The sequence below is a fragment of the Nocardia sputi genome, assembly GCF_023501985.1.
This window is the reverse complement of sequence record NZ_JAMFLC010000019.1, coordinates 76,476-95,576: the sequence shown is the minus strand read 5'-3', so window position 1 is coordinate 95,576 and position 19,101 is coordinate 76,476. Positions and strand designations below refer to the sequence as shown.

Annotated in this window: 15 protein-coding genes and 1 pseudogene; 8 read left to right on the top strand and 8 right to left on the bottom strand. The window is 68.5% G+C overall.

Annotation, left to right across the window (positions count from 1 at the left end; translation table 11 throughout):
- Positions 1–60 precede the first annotated feature (60 nt).
- Complete coding sequence (locus tag M8859_RS24365; protein ID WP_195071667.1) at positions 61–639, bottom strand: hypothetical protein; 579 nt, start codon at positions 637–639, stop codon at positions 61–63.
- 115 nt (positions 640–754) lie between these two features.
- Entirely contained in the window at positions 755–1,435 is a 681-nt protein-coding gene (locus tag M8859_RS24360) for an NAD(P)-dependent oxidoreductase (RefSeq protein ID WP_249644874.1), read from the bottom strand.
- Between the two features lie 82 nt (positions 1,436–1,517).
- Here M8859_RS24360 and M8859_RS24355 point away from each other — a divergent pair, with 82 nt between their 5' ends.
- Both M8859_RS24355 and coaE read left to right on the top strand, forming a co-directional pair.
- The gene (locus tag M8859_RS24355; RefSeq protein ID WP_249644873.1) at positions 1,518–2,219 is read left to right on the top strand and encodes a TetR/AcrR family transcriptional regulator; all 702 of its coding nucleotides are present in this window, start codon (positions 1,518–1,520) and stop codon (positions 2,217–2,219) included.
- 1,184 nt (positions 2,220–3,403) lie between these two features.
- The gene (gene coaE / locus M8859_RS24350; protein WP_249644872.1) at positions 3,404–4,615 is read left to right on the top strand and encodes a dephospho-CoA kinase; all 1,212 of its coding nucleotides are present in this window, start codon (positions 3,404–3,406) and stop codon (positions 4,613–4,615) included.
- A gap of 253 nt (positions 4,616–4,868) precedes the next feature.
- Here the strand turns inward: coaE and M8859_RS24345 are convergent, their stop codons facing one another.
- Positions 4,869–5,393, bottom strand: a complete 525-nt coding sequence (locus M8859_RS24345) for a ribonuclease FAU-1 family protein (protein ID WP_159923864.1) — start codon at positions 5,391–5,393, stop codon at positions 4,869–4,871.
- A 263-nt stretch (positions 5,394–5,656) separates the two neighbouring features.
- Between M8859_RS24345 and uvrB the strand changes: the two genes are divergently transcribed.
- Positions 5,657–7,840 (top strand): excinuclease ABC subunit UvrB, encoded by a 2,184-nt coding sequence (gene uvrB / locus M8859_RS24340; protein ID WP_159923866.1) that lies wholly within the window; start codon positions 5,657–5,659, stop codon positions 7,838–7,840.
- Positions 7,841–7,905: 65 nt separating this feature from the next.
- Here the strand turns inward: uvrB and M8859_RS24335 are convergent, their stop codons facing one another.
- Positions 7,906–8,376 (bottom strand): VOC family protein, encoded by a 471-nt coding sequence (locus M8859_RS24335; protein ID WP_159923869.1) that lies wholly within the window; start codon positions 8,374–8,376, stop codon positions 7,906–7,908.
- Between the two features lie 52 nt (positions 8,377–8,428).
- Here M8859_RS24335 and M8859_RS24330 point away from each other — a divergent pair, with 52 nt between their 5' ends.
- The 3 genes from M8859_RS24330 (at position 8,429) to M8859_RS24320 (ending at position 10,724) form a co-directional block, all read left to right on the top strand.
- Positions 8,429–9,331 (top strand): AraC family transcriptional regulator, encoded by a 903-nt coding sequence (locus tag M8859_RS24330; protein ID WP_195071665.1) that lies wholly within the window; start codon positions 8,429–8,431, stop codon positions 9,329–9,331.
- A 28-nt stretch (positions 9,332–9,359) separates the two neighbouring features.
- Positions 9,360–9,773, top strand: a complete 414-nt coding sequence (locus M8859_RS24325) for a DoxX family protein (protein WP_195071664.1) — start codon at positions 9,360–9,362, stop codon at positions 9,771–9,773.
- Between the two features lie 498 nt (positions 9,774–10,271).
- Complete coding sequence (locus tag M8859_RS24320; protein ID WP_043723394.1) at positions 10,272–10,724, top strand: universal stress protein; 453 nt, start codon at positions 10,272–10,274, stop codon at positions 10,722–10,724.
- Between the two features lie 85 nt (positions 10,725–10,809).
- Here the strand turns inward: M8859_RS24320 and M8859_RS24315 are convergent, their stop codons facing one another.
- The 3 genes and pseudogenes from M8859_RS24315 to M8859_RS24305 form a co-directional block, all read right to left on the bottom strand.
- On the bottom strand, positions 10,810–13,107 hold the full coding sequence (locus M8859_RS24315) for a HelD family protein (RefSeq protein WP_321209888.1): 2,298 nt from the start codon (positions 13,105–13,107) through the stop codon (positions 10,810–10,812).
- A gap of 167 nt (positions 13,108–13,274) precedes the next feature.
- Positions 13,275–13,559: pseudogene (locus tag M8859_RS24310) on the bottom strand (antibiotic biosynthesis monooxygenase family protein); the annotation flags it as partial.
- Positions 13,560–13,566: 7 nt separating this feature from the next.
- Entirely contained in the window at positions 13,567–14,916 is a 1,350-nt protein-coding gene (locus M8859_RS24305) for a diguanylate cyclase domain-containing protein (protein WP_195071661.1), read from the bottom strand.
- Between the two features lie 213 nt (positions 14,917–15,129).
- Here M8859_RS24305 and M8859_RS24300 point away from each other — a divergent pair, with 213 nt between their 5' ends.
- Entirely contained in the window at positions 15,130–16,335 is a 1,206-nt protein-coding gene (locus M8859_RS24300) for a beta-ketoacyl synthase N-terminal-like domain-containing protein (protein WP_372492937.1), read from the top strand.
- A 242-nt stretch (positions 16,336–16,577) separates the two neighbouring features.
- Entirely contained in the window at positions 16,578–17,288 is a 711-nt protein-coding gene (locus tag M8859_RS24295) for a sigma 54 modulation/S30EA ribosomal C-terminal domain-containing protein (protein ID WP_249644871.1), read from the top strand.
- 3 nt (positions 17,289–17,291) lie between these two features.
- Here the strand turns inward: M8859_RS24295 and M8859_RS24290 are convergent, their stop codons facing one another.
- Positions 17,292–18,848, bottom strand: a complete 1,557-nt coding sequence (locus tag M8859_RS24290) for a sensor histidine kinase (protein ID WP_249644870.1) — start codon at positions 18,846–18,848, stop codon at positions 17,292–17,294.
- Positions 18,849–19,101 lie beyond the last annotated feature (253 nt).

Genomic DNA, 19,101 nt, shown 5'->3' with positions numbered 1-19,101 from the left:
CTGATTCGCGACTGCACCCCAACCGGTTTCCGGTTGGGGTGCAGTCGTTTGTGGTTCTGATCAACGCCCCGCAGGGCGCTTTCGGCGATGCGGCCTGCGAATCCCCCGTGAAGGCTTCGTCGTTCCGCGCTGCACCTCGGGCACCTCCTCGGGTCGCTCGGCCGCTTCGTGCGGAGCGACTGTCTGCGCCGTCGTGAGCGCCACCACCTGGATCTCCTCCAGACGCAGGCCGATCCCCGCCAGCCGGGCGATCACACCCAGCCGATGCTCCGGCAAGCCAGGGCGGATAGGCAATGGAGCCTGCCCGTGCCGACGCAGGACATACGTCCGGCGCTCGGCATCGAACACGACCGGTGCACCGTCCCGAATTGCCCGGTAGGCGACCAAGTCCAGCGCACCGTGCCTGATCGGGTCGATCATCAGCGCCTCGATGAACTGCTCCGCTTGACGCAGGCGCAGTTCCAGCTCCGGCGGGTCCAAATGCTCGAACCGCCGCCTGACCCGCAACCGGTAGTCCTCCACCGCGCGGTGCAGCAGATACCGGTGCCGCTCGATCTCGACCGCCAACTCGATCGCGCGATCGATGTCGATGGTCGCCGGGTCACGTGGGTCGGGCGTCGAAGCGTGGACTTGAGGCATGGACTCTCCTCGGTCGGGTTGCGGATTACATTGGGCGGCAACTCGTTCGACGTCCGACGATGTTCATTGTGCCGGAGGGGTCCGACACAAACGGGGTCCGTGGATTCGTACGCGCTCAGTAGCCGACGGTGAACCGGCGTTGGATGAAGCGGGGTTGCTCGGCTTCGTCGAGGAGCGCGACCGCTACGTCTTCGGCGGAGAGATCCGCGCCGCCGACGAGCAGCTGATCGCCGCCGATCCGGAAGCGGCCGGTGCGCTCGCCGGGATTGATCCGCCCCGAGGAGGGGCTCAAATAGGTCCAATTGCGGTTGGACAGCCGGTAGATGTTCAACGCGTCGCGCAGCGCACGCACCACCTCGACATACTCCGCCGGGACGTCGAGCACTTCGGTGAGATTGCGAATGAACTCGTCCCCGATGTCGAGCAGTTGTACGCCGGGCGCCACCTCCAGGCTGCCCGCTCCGCCCACCGCGATCAGCCGGACGCGCGGCTGCCGATCCAGCGCGGCGACCATCGCTCGCGCGCCAACCACGAAATCGTGCGCGTTGGCGATGGTGTCGGCGATGCCGTGCCCCGCGTTCACCGCGCTCACGACCACGTCGAGGCCTGCGATCGCCGCCGCCACGCTCTCGGCGTTCAGCCAGTCGGCCACCGCCCACGTCTCGTCCCCGTGCCGAGCGGGGAACCGGGCCGCGTTGCGGGTGAAGGCGGTGACCCGGTGCCCGCGCTGTAGGGCTTCGGCGACGACCCGCGAACCGATGACGCCGGTAGCCCCGAAAACTCCGATATCCACCATTACTCCTTAACAACGTTCATTTACTACACGCCGTTCAGTAGCGGCACAGCTGATAGTAGCCAAACGCTGTAGAGTGTCAACCGTGGCCGAGGTCGTCAGAAGTCGCCGGGAGCGCCTGCGCGCGCAGACGCTGGAGGAGATCACCGCGATCGCGATGCGGCTGCTCATGGAGGGAGGTCCGGACGCGATCTCGTTGCGTGCCATCGCCCGCGAGATGGGGATGACGGCGGGTGCGATATACGGCTACTACGCCACCCGCGACGACCTGATCTCCACGCTCATCTCCGACGTCTACACCGCCTTGGTCGACCGCCTCGAAGCCGCACGCGACGCCGTACCGGTCGAAGATCCGGCCGGGCGCATCATGGCCTGGGCCGAGGGCGTGCGCGCTTGGGCCGTTGAGCGGCCCGCCGAATTCCGGCTCATCTATGGTGACCCGGTGCCCGGTTACAGGCCGCCGCCGGGTGGTCCCGCCGCAGCGGCCGAATTGCGTGCCTGCACCGGGCTGGTCGGTCTGGCGAGTGCCGCATGGCCACGGGCCGCGGCCACGCAGACTGCCGGGGACTGCGCGTGGTCGGATTTCGACGCGGCCTTGGCGGAGCACGTCCGTTCCGACTTCCCGGAGCTGCCTCCGGACGCGCTGGCTCTGGCTCTGCGCATGTGGGGCAGGATGCACGGATTGATCGCGCTCGAGGTGTACGGCCACCTGCGCCCGCAATCCCGAGACCCGGCGAAACTCTTCCGCGCCGAGATGCGTGACCTGGTCCGGTCTCTCGGCCTGTAGGCGGGTCGGCTCAGCGAGTGGCGGGCACCGCGCGGGAGAGCGTGGCACCGGGTTCCGCGACGAAGGTCTCGAAGACGAAAGATTGCTGGCAGAACATCGAATTCGAAAACTTGTAATGTCTCGGCCGCCTATGAATTCGGAATCTCGGCGTCCCGTCGCACCGTCGGCTTCGCCGTCACTCGTTTCGGCTCGGGTCGGACGATGAGCTTCCGGCTGCCTTCCTCGACATTCCTCCGGGATCAATGCGCCCGATAGGCCGATGGCTCTTTCACTTGGCTTGCGCCGCAGGAAGCCGAAAAATGCAGGAGAATCCTGAGAAATATCCGCTGGGCGGCCTGAACACCGGACCCTTCGCGAGTTCCGTAAGGCGAGTGCACATGCTGTTTTATGAGATGCCGCCGATGAATTCGGTCCAGACGCGGTATACCGGCCGCGGATTCCGACTGTCCCGGGTGAATGTTCTTGCATCTGTACTTACATTCACTCCTGCGAACACCAGGTCGGCCGAGGGTCGGACCGTGAGTCGCACGGATTGCGCCGCCGCGCACCGCGCCGCGTTCGGCGCACAAAAGAGTGGCCCAGCCTTGGCGAGAGGCTGGGCCACTTCGAACTCGGGTTCAGCTTGCGGTAGCAGGTACCCACCGGACCGCGGGTGCGGCCGGACGGTTCCGCATGGCAGCGAAACTGTGCCGCGCGGGACTGATGAACGCGGTGAACCAAGAGCGACGGTGCTCGGCGAGCGCCGCCGCGACAGCGGGAATCTGAATGCAGTGCACTCGCCCCGCCATGCCCAAACGGTGGCGACCCGTCTGGTTGATTCTGGTGCCCAATGGTATTCCTTTGCATCGCTGGTGTCGGCCTGGATCGCCACGGCGAAGATTAGCGGAACGAAACTGCTCGGCAGCGTATTTTGCCCGAGTAATTGCCTCGGCGTGTCGGAAAGGTGTCACCGCCGAGCCGTAAACATCCGGAATTGTTGCGAATCGGTCTCGGCGCAGTCACGGATCGGGCAAATGGTGCCGCAGGTGGTGGCACGCGCGCGTGCTTCGGGTAATCGAGCGGATTGCTCGTGATTCGGCGGGAGATCGCATGTCGAGCGCGGTCGACCGCCGATCGGCCGAGTGTCGCCGACCGTGATCGGGGCGGCGAACGCTCGCGCCGCGTCCGGATGGGAGACTGGTCGAATGTTACGAATCGGCCTCACCGGAGGCATGGGAGCGGGGAAGTCGACGGTCGCCCGGGTGCTCGCCGACCTCGGCGCCGTGGTCATCGATTCCGATCTCATCGCCAGGGAGGTCGTCGAGCCGGGCACCGAGGGATTGGCCGCCCTGGTGGAAGCGTTCGGCGCAGGCATCCTCGCCGCGGACGGCAGCCTCGACCGGCCGGCCCTGGCGGCGCGGGCCTTCGGGGACGACGCGGCGCGCGCGAAATTGAATGCGATCACCCACCCGCTCGTCGGAAAGCGCACCGCAGAATTGATCGCGGCCGCGGCTCCGGATGCCATTGTCGTGCAGGATATTCCGCTGCTTGTGGAAAACGGACTCGCGCCGTTGATGCATCTCGTGCTGATCGTCGACGTGGATGCCGAAACACGTATCCGCCGTTTGGTGGAATTCCGCGGCGTCAGCGAAGCCGATGCCCGCGCGCGCATTTCGGCGCAGGCCACCGACGAACAGCGCCGAGCCGTTGCCGATGTGTTGCTGGATAACAGTGGCGCACCCGGGGCGGTCGAGGTCGAGCTTCGCCGCCTGTGGGCCGAGCGTTTGGTGCCGTTCGAGCGCAACCTGCGTGCCGGTGTGTCCGCGCGCCGCGGCGACATCCGGCTCGTGCCCGCCGATCCGGAGTGGCCGGCCCAGGCGCAGCGGCTGATCGCGCGATTGTGGGTCGCCTGCGGCAGCGCGGCCTCCCGCATCGACCACATCGGCTCCACCTCGGTGCCGGGACTGCCCGCCAAGGACGTGATCGATCTGCAGATCACGGTCACCGACCTGGCCGCCGCCGACGGCCTGCGTGACGCGCTCGGCGCCGCCGGCTTCCCGGTTCGGCCGGAGGTCACCCAGGACAACCCCAAGCCGACACCGGGGGACCCGGCCGGCATCGATACCGGCCTGTGGACCAAGCGTTTTCATCAGAATGCCGATCCCGGCCGGTTGGCCAACGTGCACGTGCGGGTCGAAGGCTTGCCCGGTCAGCAGTACGCGCTGCTGCTGCGGGACTGGCTGCGCGCCGACGCCGGTGCGCGCGCGGAGTATCTCGCCCTGAAGCGCGAGGGCGAGGCCAAGGCGGCGGGGCTGACCGGTGCGGAGGCGACCGCGGCCTACCTCGACGTCAAGGAACCGTGGTTCGACGCCGCCTATCCCCGGGCTCTGGCCTGGCGGGAGACGTCGGCGGGCTAGCACTCCGGCGACGGTCGAGTTCACCCCCGGCCGTTCTCGGCCTTCGTCGGAGTCCGTGCGGCTCGACCGCGATCCGCTCGCGCTGTACCGAGACAGCTCTCGGCCCGCTCGTTCGGGGTGTTGCCCGGGGCCGGTTCCGCGCGTGGAGAATCAGTTCGCACGGTACTTCGAGGACCCGGACGGTGCTGGAACGCGATCGCCCATGACTGGACCGCCTCCGCGTGTGTGGGCTACGGCATCCGGGCGACTGGCGCTACAGCCAGGTGAGGGTGATGTCCATCGTCTCCAACCAGCCTTCGAAGGTGTGGCCGTTGGCGGCGATGCCGTCGATGGCGGCGGTCGCGTGTTGCACGGCCGCCTCGGCGTCGGCGAGGGAGATCAGTCCCGCGGTGTGTGCGGCCAGCAGTTCGTCGACGTCCAGCAACTGGGTGTCGCGGGACGAGCGCACGATGATGTCGAGGTAGTGGTCGACGGCCATCCACTTCTTCGGGGCGACCACCCTGAAGTCACCGACGTCGAGGTAGTAGTCCTGGTCGCGCCGGTGGGCGGGGAGATAGTGGAAGATGGTCGCGCGCAGGTGCAGCTTCGGCAGCAGCCAGGACTCGATGTAATGGAACTGCGAATGGTCCGAGGTACGCGCCATGTACAGGCCCCACGGCTCGACGCGGTACTTCTCGACCGGGCGTACGAATCCCTTCGGATCCGTGTTCGTCAGGTCCGCGATGTTGAAGTACTCGACTTTGGGCCGGTGCACGTCCACGATAGGTGCCTGCGTCATGCCTCAAGAATCTACCGTCGCCCCCGGCCCGTCGAGTCGGACGCAGTAATCCGCGAGCTACATCAGGTGAGCGTGACGCCGTGGCCGGCCAGCCGGTCCTCGACGCGGTGCTCGTGCGCGGCCTGCCGCTTCGGCGTCGCCGTGGCCGGCTCGGAGGCCCGATGCGTTTGTTGCCGCGCCGACCGGTCCGGCGAGCAGTTCGTCGATTCGTGGCCGCCCGCCGCCCCGGGAATCTGTCGGTGAGTGGGCCTACGCTGGTGGGCATGGCATTCGCAACCGAGATCCCGGCGGAGGGCTACGAGGACAGGGCCGCCGAGCAACCGCTGGCGCACTCGGAGTTCCGCCCGGTCGGCGAGATCCAGCGTGTCGGCGGCCGGTTCGAGGTGGTCAGTGATCACCAGCCCGCGGGCGACCAGCCCGCCGCGATCGCCGAGCTCGAGCGCAGGATCAGAGCGGGAGAGCGCGACGTGGTACTGCTCGGCGCCACCGGTACGGGAAAGTCGGCCACCACGGCCTGGCTGATCGAGCGGTTGCAGCGGCCGACGCTGGTGATGGCGCCGAACAAGACGCTCGCCGCCCAGCTGGCCAACGAGCTGCGCGAGATGCTGCCGAACAACGCCGTGGAGTACTTCGTCTCCTACTACGACTACTACCAACCCGAGGCGTACATCGCGCAGACCGACACCTACATCGAGAAGGACAGCTCGATCAACGACGATGTCGAGCGGCTGCGCCATTCGGCGACCTCCAGCCTGCTGTCCCGGCGCGACGTGGTGGTGGTCGCCTCCGTGTCGTGCATCTACGGTCTCGGCACGCCGCAGTCGTATCTCGACCGGTCGGTGCAGTTGCAGGTCGGCACCGAGCTCGATCGGGACGCGCTGCTGCGGCTGCTGGTGGACGTGCAGTACACCCGCAACGACATGGCGTTCACCCGCGGCTCGTTCCGGGTGCGCGGCGACACCGTGGAGATCATTCCGTCCTATGAGGAACTCGCCGTCCGTATCGAGTTCTTCGGCGACGAGATCGAGGCGCTGTACTACCTGCACCCGCTCACCGGCGACGTGGTCCGCCAGGTGGACATGCTGCGGATCTTCCCCGCCACCCACTACGTGGCGGGGCCGGAGCGGATGGAGCGCGCGGTGCGCGATATCGAGGCCGAGCTGGAGCAGCGGCTCGCCGAGCTGGAACGCCAGGGGAAATTGCTCGAGGCGCAGCGGCTGCGCATGCGCACCCAGTACGACTTGGAGATGATCCGCCAGGTCGGGTTCTGCTCCGGCATCGAGAACTACTCGCGCCACATCGACGGCCGTCCGGCCGGTTCGGCGCCTGCGACGCTGCTGGACTACTTCCCGGAGGACTTCCTGCTCGTCATCGACGAGTCGCACAACACCGTTCCCCAGATCGGCGGTATGTACGAGGGCGACATGTCCCGCAAGCGCAACCTGGTGGAATACGGCTTCCGGTTGCCGTCCGCGGTGGACAACCGGCCGCTGACCTGGGAGGAGTTCGCCGATCGCATCGGGCAGACGGTCTACCTGTCGGCCACTCCGGGTCCGTACGAGCTGGGGCAGACCGGCGGTGAAGTGGTCGAGCAGGTCATCCGGCCGACCGGCTTGGTCGATCCCAAGGTCGTGGTGAAGCCGACGAAGGGGCAGATCGACGATCTGATCCACGAGATCAGGCAGCGCACCGAGCGCGACGAGCGCGTTCTGGTCACCACGCTCACGAAGAAGATGGCCGAGGACCTCACCGACTACTTGCTCGGGCTGGGGGTCAGGGTGCGCTACCTGCACTCCGAGATCGACACGCTGCGCCGCGTCGAGTTGTTGCGGCAGCTGCGGCTCGGCGAATACGACGTACTGGTGGGCATCAACCTGCTGCGCGAGGGTCTCGACCTGCCCGAGGTGTCGCTGGTGGCGATCCTCGACGCGGACAAGGAGGGATTCCTGCGCAGCACCACCGCACTGATCCAGACGATCGGCCGCGCGGCGCGCAACGTCTCCGGTGAAGTGCACATGTACGCGGACAAGATCACCGATTCGATGCAGTACGCCATCGACGAGACCGAGCGCCGTCGCGCGAAGCAGGTCGCCTACAACGAGGAAATGGGCATCGATCCCAAGCCTCTGCGCAAGAAGATCGCCGACATCCTCGACCAGGTGTATCGGGAGGCCGACGAGGTGGAGGTCGGCGGCTCCGGACGCAATGCCAGCCGTGGCAGGCGTGCGCAAGGCGAGCCGGGCCGCGCGGTGAGCGCGGGGGTGTACGAAGGCCGCGACGTCAAGTCGATGCCGCGCGCCGAACTGGCCGATCTCGTGAAGGAACTCACCGCACAGATGATGAACGCGGCCCGGGAGTTGCAGTTCGAGCTCGCCGGGCGGTTACGCGACGAGATCGCGGATCTGAAGAAGGAATTGCGCGGCATGGACGCCGCCGGATTGAGTTGAGCCGCGCCGCAGCGGCGCTGCCTCCGCGAGCCGTTCGCCGAACAGCCGCGGAGGCAGCCGTGCCGTCAGGCCTGCGTGGCCATCCATTCGTTCACCCGGCGTTCGGCCTCTTCGCGCGAGACGTCCTCGACCTTGGTGAGCACCGCCCAGCGGTGGCCGAAGGGGTCGATGACCACGCCGAACCGGTCGCCGGTCACGAAGGTTTGCGGCTCCTCGACGCTGCGGGCGCCGTGTTCGACGGCCCGCCGCACCACCGCGTCGACATCCGGGCAGTAGTGCACGATCGAGGTGTGCACCCATTCGCCGTTCGGGGCGAGCACGCCGTTGTCCGGGATCGGCATCCCCATCTGCAGGGTCGAGTCGCCGATCCTCAGTTCGGCGTGCGCGGGCTGCCCGTCGGGCAGGTCGTTGCGACTGAGCACCTCGGCTCCGAAGACGGCGCGATAGAACTCGATGGCTTTGTTGCCGTCACCGACCGCGAGAAAACAAGTGATCGAGTGGTAGCCGTCGGCGATGGGATTCACTGTGTTCGTCATGACCACAACTCTCGCCGGTGCTGGTCGTCGGGTCTTGTAAGAACGCGACACCATGCCGCGTAGCGCCGAACCGCCCGCCGCCGAGCCGCCGGTTGCCCGCCATCCGCTGGCGCCCACCGACACCAAGGGGATTCTGCATCCGCACGAGCAGGCGAAGCATCGCTCGCTGGTCCGCTTGCCGCCGAGCCCACCGGTGGGTCGCTACGTCGAGTGGTATTGGGCGGTGCGCTGGGATCTGCGTGGCCGGCCTCCGTACCGGGCGGAGGTGCTGTCCTATCCGAGTGTGAACGTCACCTTCGAACGGTCCGAGACGCGCACCGGTGGATTTGTCACCGGCGTGACTACCACGAAGTTCATCCGTGAACTCAGCGGGGTAGGGGAAACCTTCGGTATCCGCTTCCGCGCGGGCGGGTTCGGCGCGTTCACCGGACTCGATGTCGGCTCGTTGCGCGATCGCGCCGTGCCCATCGCCGACGTGCTGCCCGATACCGCGGGCTTGACCGAGCGGGTGCTCGACGCGCCGACCGTCGAGCGGCGCCGGTGCGTTGTCGAGGAGTACCTTGCCGACCATCCCGCCGTCGAGGACCCGACGTACCGATTGGTGCTGCGCATCGTCGACGCGATGGCCGGTGATCAAGAGCTGACCAGGGTCGATCAGGTCACCGAGAGATTCGATGTGCCCGTCCGGACATTGCAGCGCATGTTCCGCCGGTACGTAGGTGCGGGACCGAAATGGGTCCTGCGGCGCTATCGGTTGCAGGACGGCGCCGATCTGCTTGCCAAGGGCCGCACCGAAGACCTCGCCGCGTTGGCCGCGGACCTGGGTTATTTCGACCAGGCCCACTTCTCACGTGAGTTCACCGCGGAAGTGGGTATGGCCCCTCTGGAGTACGCCAAGAATTCGCTGCGTTTGCGCAACGAGGTCACGGCCAAGGTCATGCCGATGCGAGCTTAGTTGCCGGAGAGTCGACTAGGAGCTGGACATGGATGTCGTGGTGTTGATCGGACGAGTGCTGTTCGCGGTGTTGTTCCTGACTTCCACTGTCGGGCATTTCACCCAGACCGAGGCGATGGCGGGGTACGCGCGAAGCAAAGGCGTTCCGATGGCGAAGGCCGCGGTGCTCGGCTCGGGCGTCCTCTTCGGCCTCGGCGGTCTCAGCGTGCTGCTGGGTATCTGGGCCGATCTCGGCTCGCTGCTGCTCGTGATCGCGTTGCTGCCGACCGCTGTCGTGATGCACCGGTTCTGGCAGGAGACCGACCCGCAGATCAAGCAGGCCGAGACGACCCAGTTCGCCAAGGACCTCGCTCTCGCGGGCGCCGCACTGATGCTGTTCGCGTTCTTCGCGCACGTCGACGAACTCGGATTGACCGTCACCGGGCCGCTTTTCGATCTCTAGTCTCGCCCGCGCAGTCCGCTCCGCGCGCTAATATTGCGCGTCCTTTTTACAAGAGGAAGAGGAAGACATGGACATCATCGGAGCGATTCTCGGCATATTCTGGGCGAACTATCGGCAGTGGCCGTAGCCGCGCGGTGGACCAACTCGATCGGCCCGTCCCGGGAGCGTGATTCACGCGGCGGGGCGGGCCGATCTCCGTGTGACGGAGCTGGCTCTGTGATGAATATCCCACGGTCGCATCATGGTTCGATACGGTTGTGGCACCTCACAGGGGAAGGTCTCGGGAATTGGGTCTGCGCTGGTTGGTCTGGTCTTTCCGGCATTCCCTGGCGAATACCCGGCGGGAATGGTGGAACACCTCGAGTGTGATGTCTTGCGATTTCTGAAATTTCCGTACCATTTGCCGCTATGGTCGAGCCCAGTCGCCGCGCCGACGCTCCGGGAAGCCGGGACGAACCCGCGCGCAGCACCCGACCCACCGCATAGTTGGAGGAGAGAATGACCGCCTACCGGACCATTGTCGTCGGTACCGATGGCTCGGACTCGTCGTATGTCGCCGTCGAGAAGGCCGGCGCCCTGGCCGGCGTGTCCGGCGCGACTCTGGTCGTGGCCTGCGCGTACTACCCCACCGATGACCGCGACGTGGCCGCCGCCGCCGACGTGCTCAAGGAGGAGGCGTACCAGGTGCGTGGCTCCGCCCCGACCAACGAGATCCTGCGTATCGCCCGGGACAAGGCGATCGCCGCGGGGGCGGCCGACATCGTCGAGCGCGCCATCGTCGGCGAGCCGGTGGAGTCGCTGCTGGCGCTGATGAAGGAAGTCGACGCCGACTTGCTGGTCGTCGGCAACCGGGGGCTGAACACCCTGGCCGGACGGCTGCTCGGTTCGGTGCCCTCCGACGTGGCGCGCAAATCCCGCTCGGACGTGCTGATCGTGCACACCGTGCGCTGAGTCTCTCGACAGCCGAAAGGCTCCGTCGCCCTCGCGAATCGCGATGCGGCACGGAGCCTTTCGTCGTTCTCGGGCGCCGAGGGCGTCAGCGCAGCCGGTCGAGCACGCCGGGCAGATCCGTGCTGTGCACGACGCCGAGCCGCTGGGTGGCGCGGGTCACCGCGACGTACAGGTCGTTGAGCCCGCGCGGCGACTCGTCGAGGATGCCTTGTGGCTCCACCAAGTAGACCGCGTCGAACTCCAAACCCTTCACCTCGTGCACGGTCAGCACCCGCACCGAATCCTCGGCGAGGTCGGCCAGCCGCGCCACCAGCGCGTGCGGGGCGATGACCGCCGTGGTGCCCGGCCCGGTCTCGGTGGCGACGAGCCGGGCGACCTCCGCGTGCACGTCACCGGGCGTGACCCGGTATGCCTGCGGTACGACGCCGGTTTCGCGGACCGAGCGCGGTGCGGACGCCGTCGGATCGATGGCCGCGAGGACATCGGCCGCGACATCCATGATCTCCGCCGGGGTGCGGTAGTTGACGGTGAGTTCGGTCAGCTTCCACCGAGACGCGACATACGGTTCGAGCATTCGCTGCCACGACGACGTACCCGCCGGGTCGCCGGTCTGGGCGACGTCGCCGACCACGGTGACCCATCGGTTGGGAATGCGCCGCATCACCATGCGCCACGCCATCTCCGACAGTTCCTGCGCCTCGTCCACGATGACGTGGCCGTAGGTCCACGTGCGATCGCCCGCGGCGCGCTCCGCGGTGGTCTGGCGGGCGCGCACGTCCTGGCGCTCGGCAAGCTGGCTCGCGTCGATCAGGTCGTAGGCCATCAGGATCTCCGGGTCGAGGTCGTCCTCGAGGTCCTGGGGCGCGGAGCCGGTGAGGATGTCCAACGCGTCCTGCGCTTCGGCGATCCGGGCGCGCCACCGCCGGCGGGCGCGTTCGCGTTCCTCGGTGTCGTCTACGCCGAGCAGTTCGGCCAGTTCGTCCAGCAGCGGCGCGTCGGCGGCGCTGAACTGGCCGTTGTCCGGCCGCAGCAGTTCGGCGCGGTCGGCCGGGTCCAGCGAACTCGCGACCCGGTCCAGCCGCTTCGGGTCGGCGAGCAGGTCGGCCAGGACCTCCTGCGGAGACAGGATCGGCCACAGCTCGGCGATCGCGGCCTGGATCTGCGGGTCGGCGCGCATCTCGTCGCGGATCTCGGTGAGGTCGGCGGAGCTGAGCAGACTGGGCCCGCCGGAGAGGTCAGCGCCCATCGTCCGGGCGAGCTGGTCGGTCAGCGCGTCGACCACCGAGCTCGCGAAGATCGGCCGGGCCAGATTGTGCGGCCTGCGGGAAGAGCGGGCGCGGCCGCGCGCCTTGGTGGCGATCTTGCGGTCCAGCGTGACCGGATATCCGTCGAAGCTCAGCCGGATCGGTTCGGCGGGCACCTCTTGGCGGTCGCGCACCGCCTGCTTGAGCACCTCGAGTATCGCCAGCGACCCCTTGATCTCGCCCGCGCGCAGCGAGTCCTCACGGGCCGCCCGCACGCCCGGGTACAGATCGCCGATGGTCGACAGCAGTACGCCCGTCTCGCCGAGCGACGGCAGCACCTGCCCGATGTAGTCCAGGAAGGTGGCGTTCGGGCCGATGATCAGCACGCCGCTCTTGGCCAGCTGCTGGCGGTAGGTGTAGAGCAGGTAGGCGGCGCGGTGCAGTGCGACGGCGGTCTTGCCGGTGCCCGGCCCGCCCTGCACGACGAGCACGCTCTTGTGCTCGGACCGGATGATCGCGTCCTGCTCGTGCTGGATGGTCTCGACGATGTCGTTCATGTGGCCGGTGCGGGCGGCGTTGAGCGCCGACAGCAGCGCGCTCTCGCTGCCCACACCGCCGTCGGTGTCGGTGGCGCCGGCCCGGCGGGCGGCCTCGAGATCGAGGTACTCGTCGTTGATCGCCGTGACCTTGCGGTTGCGCGAGCGGATGTGCCTGCGCCGGGTCACGCCGTCCGGCGCTGCGGTGGTGGCCAGGTAGAACGGCCGCGCCAGCGGGGCGCGCCAGTCCAGCAGCAGGCTCTCGTAGTCGTCCTTCTCGTCCAGGATGCCGATCCTGCCGATGTAGCGGTACGCCTCCTGCGCGCCGTCGAGATCGATGCGGCCGAAACACAGGCCGTGCTCCGCGGCGTCGTATTTCGCCAGGTCCTCGGAGTACAGCTGGCTGAAGGACTCCCGTTCGCTGCGAGCCTGCGGGGTGCCGCCGGTCTCCAGCAGCACGGTGCGCAACCGGTTGCGCGCGTAGGCGCGCATCTCGTCCAGCCGCTCGTACAGAACCGACAGGTACGCCTGCTCCTGATCGGTCTCGCGGGTCCGCTCGGGTGCGCCGTCGTGGGCGGCACGGTCCTGAGTGAGGTCGGGCAAACTGAACTCCTTGTCACCGCGAAGAGCCGCGAGCACACTACCCGGCGGGGTAGGTGAACGCTCGGAAAGCAGAGTTGTCGATTCTACTGGGGTTGCCCAGGCCGCGCCGTAACCGCAGGTCTGGTCGAGGGCGACGCGACGCAGGCGTCTTCGGCCGCGGTCAGGGGCACCGGCGTGAAGTGCTCGACCACCGGGAACGGGTCGTAGAAGTGGTGCAACAAGTCCTTCCAGCGCTGATATTCCGGAGAGCCGCGGAATCCGGTGACGTGATCGTCGAGATGGTCCCATTCCACCCGGAGCAGATAACTGCCCGGCGACTCGACGCCGCGCGCCAGCGACAGCGACCGGAAGCCGGGCATGCTCGCGATGATCGGCCGCGCCGCGGCGAAGGCGGCCTCGAACTCGGCGGCGCGCTCGGGGCGAACCGGCAGCAGGGCGTGTTCGACGATCATGGGGCGGTCAGGACGCGTGGGTGCTGTTGGGCCTGCGGCCCTTGGTGACGGCCCCTTCTCGGTGACCGGGCGGCTTCGCCCGGTACATCGCCAGGTCCGCGTCGTGCAGCACGGCCTCCGGGCTGCGCCGGTCGCCCGCACGCAGTTCGGTGACGCCGATCGAGGCGTTGACCTCGATCCGGTGCCCGCGCGCGATGATCGGCTCGGCCATGGTGCAGCGCAGTCTGTTCACCAGCGCTTCGATGTCGACGCGCCGGGTGCGGCCGGACAACAGCACCAGGAACTCGTCGCCGCCCAGCCTGCCGACGATGTCGTCACCGCGCAGCGCGCGCTGCAAACGCTGGGCCACGATCTGCAGCACGGTGTCGCCGATGGCGTGCCCGAGCGTGTCGTTGATCGCCTTGAACCCGTCCAGGTCGATGAACAGCACGGTGGACACCGGCAACAGTTCATCGGTACTGGCCAGCGCGGCGGCCAGCTGGGACAGGATCAGCGAACGGTTGGCCAGCCCGGTGAGCGAGTCGTGCGTGGCCTGGTACTCCAGCTGCCTTCTGCTGGCGCGGAATTCGGTGATGTCGGCGAAGGAGGACACCGCCGACGAGCGCGGGTCGCCGGGATTGAGCAGGCGGCTGCTGCCCGACAACCAGCGGCGCTGACCGTCCACCCGGTCGACCCCGAAGACGTAGCCGGTGATGGTCTCGCCCGTGGCCAGGGTGCGCGCCACCGGATGGCGGCTCGGCGGCAGCGGCTGGGCGTTCGCGTCCAGCAGCACCAGCGGCAGCGACTGGATGGTGCGGCCGATCACGTGCCCGTCGGGCCCTTCGGTGCCGAAGATGCGCTTGGCTGCCGGATTCATCGACTCGATCCGGCCTTCCGGATCGATCACCACCACGCCCTCCTCCAACTGGGAGACGACCGTGGTGAAGTAGTGCTCGGCCTTGCGCTGCGCGGCTTCGGCGTGGCGCTGGGCGGTGAGGTCGTGGATGACCACCTGGTAGGCGAGGCGGTCGTGCCAGGCGGTCAGCACCGACACCGTCTCAACGGGGACCGTGCCGCCGTCCACCCGCATCAGCGTCATCTCGGTGGGCGCCGAGGCCGCGCCCGCGGTGGTGAGGGTGCTGATCCGATCGAGCATCGAGGGGACGGAAGCGGGGTGGACGAAGTCGGTCAGCGGACGGCCGACGACCTCCTCGGCGTTCTCGGCGGCGAGCAGGCGGACGGTCGCGGGGTTGACGTAGACCACCACGCCGCGCTCGTGCACGCAGATCCCGTCCGGGGTGTGTTCGACCAGGGAGCGGTAACGCGCGGCCAGCTGTTCGGCGGCGTCGACCGCGGCGGCAAGCTTGTCGTCACCCACTCGAACCCCCGATCATCGACCCCATTATGGCCATTGGAACACGGGATTATTCTTGTATCGACGTGTACAAGATCACATCGTCGACGGTATTGCTTCGATCACAGTACTGGCACGTTCTCGGGTCAGATCCGGCGATCATTACTGAACCCGGTTCCTGCGTCGAGGTGGGGCAGACCGCTCGGTCGGCCCGGGGAGCCGGTGAAGGAGCGATACATGCCGGGCACCGACCCGAACACCGCCACGCGGTTCCGATTCGATCCGGGGCACCGAGATCATATGACCATCGCCGGGATCGGCGCGATCACCGGGTACGGGTGGGGACGTGAGCGATTGTGGGAAGGCTTGCTCAGCGGCAAGTCGGCGGCATCGCTGCAACGCGGCTACGGCCCCGGGCGCGACGAGGACGCGTGGGTCGCGCTGGTCCCCGACGGCGGGGACCCCGAGGTGAGCCCCAGCCGCTACGGACGCGCCGTGCACGAGGCCGCGCGGGAGGCCGTCGCGGACGCGCGCGACCGCGGCTGGCGGCCCGGCCGCATCGTCGGGCTGCTGCACGCCATCGTGCTCGGCGACGTGGTGAACTGGCGCGATTTCTACCTCGTCGACGGGGGCGATCGCCGGTCCAGGGACTACCTGCGGCTGCTGCCGTCCACGCCGGTCTCGATGCTGACGCAGGAGTTCGGTTTCCACGGTCCGGCCATGAACGTCTTCGCCGCGTGCAGCTCCGCCAACGTCGCGCTGATCACCGCGAAACTCTGGCTGGACGCGGGCATGGCCGACGACGTGCTCTTCGTGGCGACCGACCTGTCGGCCACCCCGGACATGGTGGAGAGTTTCGTCCGGCTCGGCGCCGCGATCACCGACGCCGAACCGCTGGACGCGTGCCGGCCCTTCCAGCAGGGCAGCCGCGGGTTCAGCATGGGGGAGGCCTCGGTCGCGTTCGTCCTGACCCGTTCGGCCGATCGGCCGTATGCCGCGGTACTCGGCGGAGCCATGTCCAACGACGGCTACCACGTCGTCTCGGTCGACCCGACGCACGAGCACATCCTCGACTGCACCCGCCGCGCGCTCGCCGACGCGGGCGTCACCGCCGGGGACGTGCGCTATTTCAACGCGCACGGCACCGGAACCCGCCAGTGCGATGTCGCCGAACACCATCTGCTCGAGCATTTGTTCGCCGACCGCCCGCACATCTACGCGGTGAAGCCCCTGGCCGGTCATTGCCAAGGGGCCGCGGCCGCCGTCGAGGTGGCGGTGGCCGCGCTCGGCTACGACCGGGGCATCGTGCCCGCGGCCCCGATCGTCGCGCCCGCGCATCCGCGGCTGCTGGACGGCCCGGCGCCGTTCGAAGGCGGCCTCACCGCGAAGCTCTCCCTCGGCATGGGCGGCAACAACTCCGTCGTGGTGCTCGGCGCCGCCTGAGCGTCGCTCGGGCGACCGCGATGCGCGACGGAGACGTTCGGCCCGGTCGGTTTCGACGAGCCCGGAATGCGCCGGAGTCAACGCTTTTCGCCGATGGGACTTTCGGCCCTGTTCGCGACACCCATGCGGTGCTGGCATAGGGGGACGGATCGAATCTGGGAAGCGGGGCATTGCGGATGGTTTCACCGGGGCTGCGATACGCATCGGACCACTGGACGACGGCCGCGGAACCGGAAGTGGCGGTGACCACGCGCGGTGACGTGCCCGCCATGGACGTCACGCGGGCGGTGCGAGCGATCGTTCGCGTCCTGCGCAGACATCATCTCGACGCGCCCGCCCGGGTACGTATGAGCGCCCCGCCCGACGCGGCCGAGCCGATGGTGGTGCAGGTCGATGTCCGCAACCGGGAGGTCGTCACCCGGGTCCAGGTCACCGGGCCGCGCGGGTTCGCGGTGACCTTCGCCGCCGAGCGCCTCGACCGCCAGTTGGCCCGGCTGGCCAGGGGAGAAGCGCGGACCTGGCCCGATCCGGGCCGACCTCCACTTGCCCGGGCCGGCGAGCCGCGCCCGATCGTCCGCCGTAAGCGGTGTGCCTTGTCCACCTGCACGCCCGCCGAAGCGGTCGAGGTCCTGGACGCCATGGATTACGGCGCCCACCTGTTCACCGACGCCGAGACCGGTGAGGACGCGGTGGTGCACTGGGCGGAGCCCGGCGTGCGGCTCGTCCGCCAAGGGGCGACCCATCCGCCGCTCCGGTCACCGGAGGTGGCCATGAGCGCCCCGCCGATCGTCGTCGACGCGGATCCCGCCGCGTGCCTCGATCCGGCTGACGCGGCGAAGGATCTGTGCCGCAAGGGATTACCGTTCCTGTTCTGCACCGACCCGGGCAGCGGCCGCGGCGGGCTGCTGTACCGGCGGCACGACGGCGATCTGGCGCTCGTGGTACCCGCCTGATCGCTAGGCCAGCGGCGCGGACCAGTGCACTCTGGTGCCGCCGCCCTCGGCCGGACCCACCGTGCATCGGCCGTCGGACATGCTCGCGCGCTGCGTGAGGTTGGCCAGTCCGCTCGGCGTCACGTCCGCGGGCATGCCCGTGCCGTTGTCCTCGACGAGGACGGTCAGCTCGTCGTCGACGGTGATCTCGACGGCCAGTCTGTTCCCACCGGAATGGCGCACCGCGTTGCTGACCGATTCGCGCACCACGGCTTCGGCGTGATCGGCGAGGGCGTCGCCCACGACCGACAGCGGTCCGGAGAAGCGCACGCTCGTGCGGAACGCGCCGTCGGCGGTCTGCTGGCGGATCGCGTCCTCGAGCCGCCGCCGCAGCGGGTCGCCGCCGTGCAGGTCGAAGATCGACGTGCGGATCTCCTGCACGACCTCCTGCAAACCGTCCATCTCGGTCGAAAGTCGTTGCCGCACTTCCGGATCGTCGGTGCGCGCGGCGGTGGCCCGCAGCCCGAGCCCGACGGCGAACAGCCGCTGGACGACGTGGTCGTGCAGATCACGGGCGATGCGGTCGCGGTCGGCGAGCACGTCCAGTTCGCGCATCCTGCGCTGCGTCTCGGCCAATTGCATGGCCAGCGCCGCCTGGTCGGTGAACGCGGCGGTCAGCTCGACCAGTTCGCCGGGGTACGGGGGACACCCGGGCGGACGCACGATGATCAGCACGCCGAGCATGAGATCGGCGGTCTGCAACGGCAGCACCAGTGCGGGCCCCGCCGAGCCGACCGGAGCGCCGAGATCGACCGACCCGGCATCGGCGACCTGCACCGGCGCGCGCTCGGTGAACGCCGTGCCGGTGGCGGTGCCCGCGATACGTACCCGCTGCGGGCCCGCTCCGGGGCCGAACCATTGCGCGACAACGAGTTCGGTCGCCTCGTCGGGCGGCGTCGCCGGCGCGACCACGGCCAGCAGCGCCTGCTCCGAGCCGGTCAGCGCGCGGGCGCGGGCGACCACCTGCGCGAGCACCAGGTCCGGTGCAGTGCCGGCGAGGAACTCGGTCGCGATGTCGCGGGTCGCCTCGATCCAGGCCTGCCTGGTCCGCGCGGACTCGTACAGCCTGGCGTTCTCGATGGCGATACCGGCCGCGGCGGCCAGTGCCAGCACGATGGCCTCGTCGTCGTCGGTGAACGGTTGCCCGCCCGTCTTCTCGGTGAGGTAGAGATTGCCGAATATCTCCTCGCCGATCCGCACCGGGACGCCGAGAAAGCTGCCCATCGGAGGATGGTGGGTCGGAAAACCCACGGAGGCGGGATGCTTCGACAGATCGTCCAGCCGGATCGGTTCCGGATGTAGGAACAGCAGTCCCAGGACGCCCTGTCCCTCGGGGGAGCGGCCGATGTGGATCGGTGTCGTGTCGTCGATGCCCTGGAAGATGAATTCGGCCAGCTGGCGATCGTGTCCGCGGACGCCGAGCGCGCCGTAGCGGGCATCGACCAGGCGGGTGGCCGTGCGCACGAGGGCGCGCAGGGTGTCGAGCACCGTTGACGGAAGGTGCGGGGTGAGGTCCGTCATGAAGGAGCCGAGGAGGCCGATGGGGTGCGCACAGCGAGGTCAGTCTAGTCGGCGGACTGGCGCGCACGCCGGGAACCCGTACTCGACGGACGGTACCGGGGCCCGTGCCGATGTTCTTCATCACACCACCAGGGTGATGAGCGCCAGGTGCGCTGCGGCGACCCCTGGCGAGCCCTGCCGGACTCGGTAGCCCCGCACCGCCCCTCGGGTCTGCGAATTCCCCGGACGTGCGGGCGCGGCACCGTGACGGCGG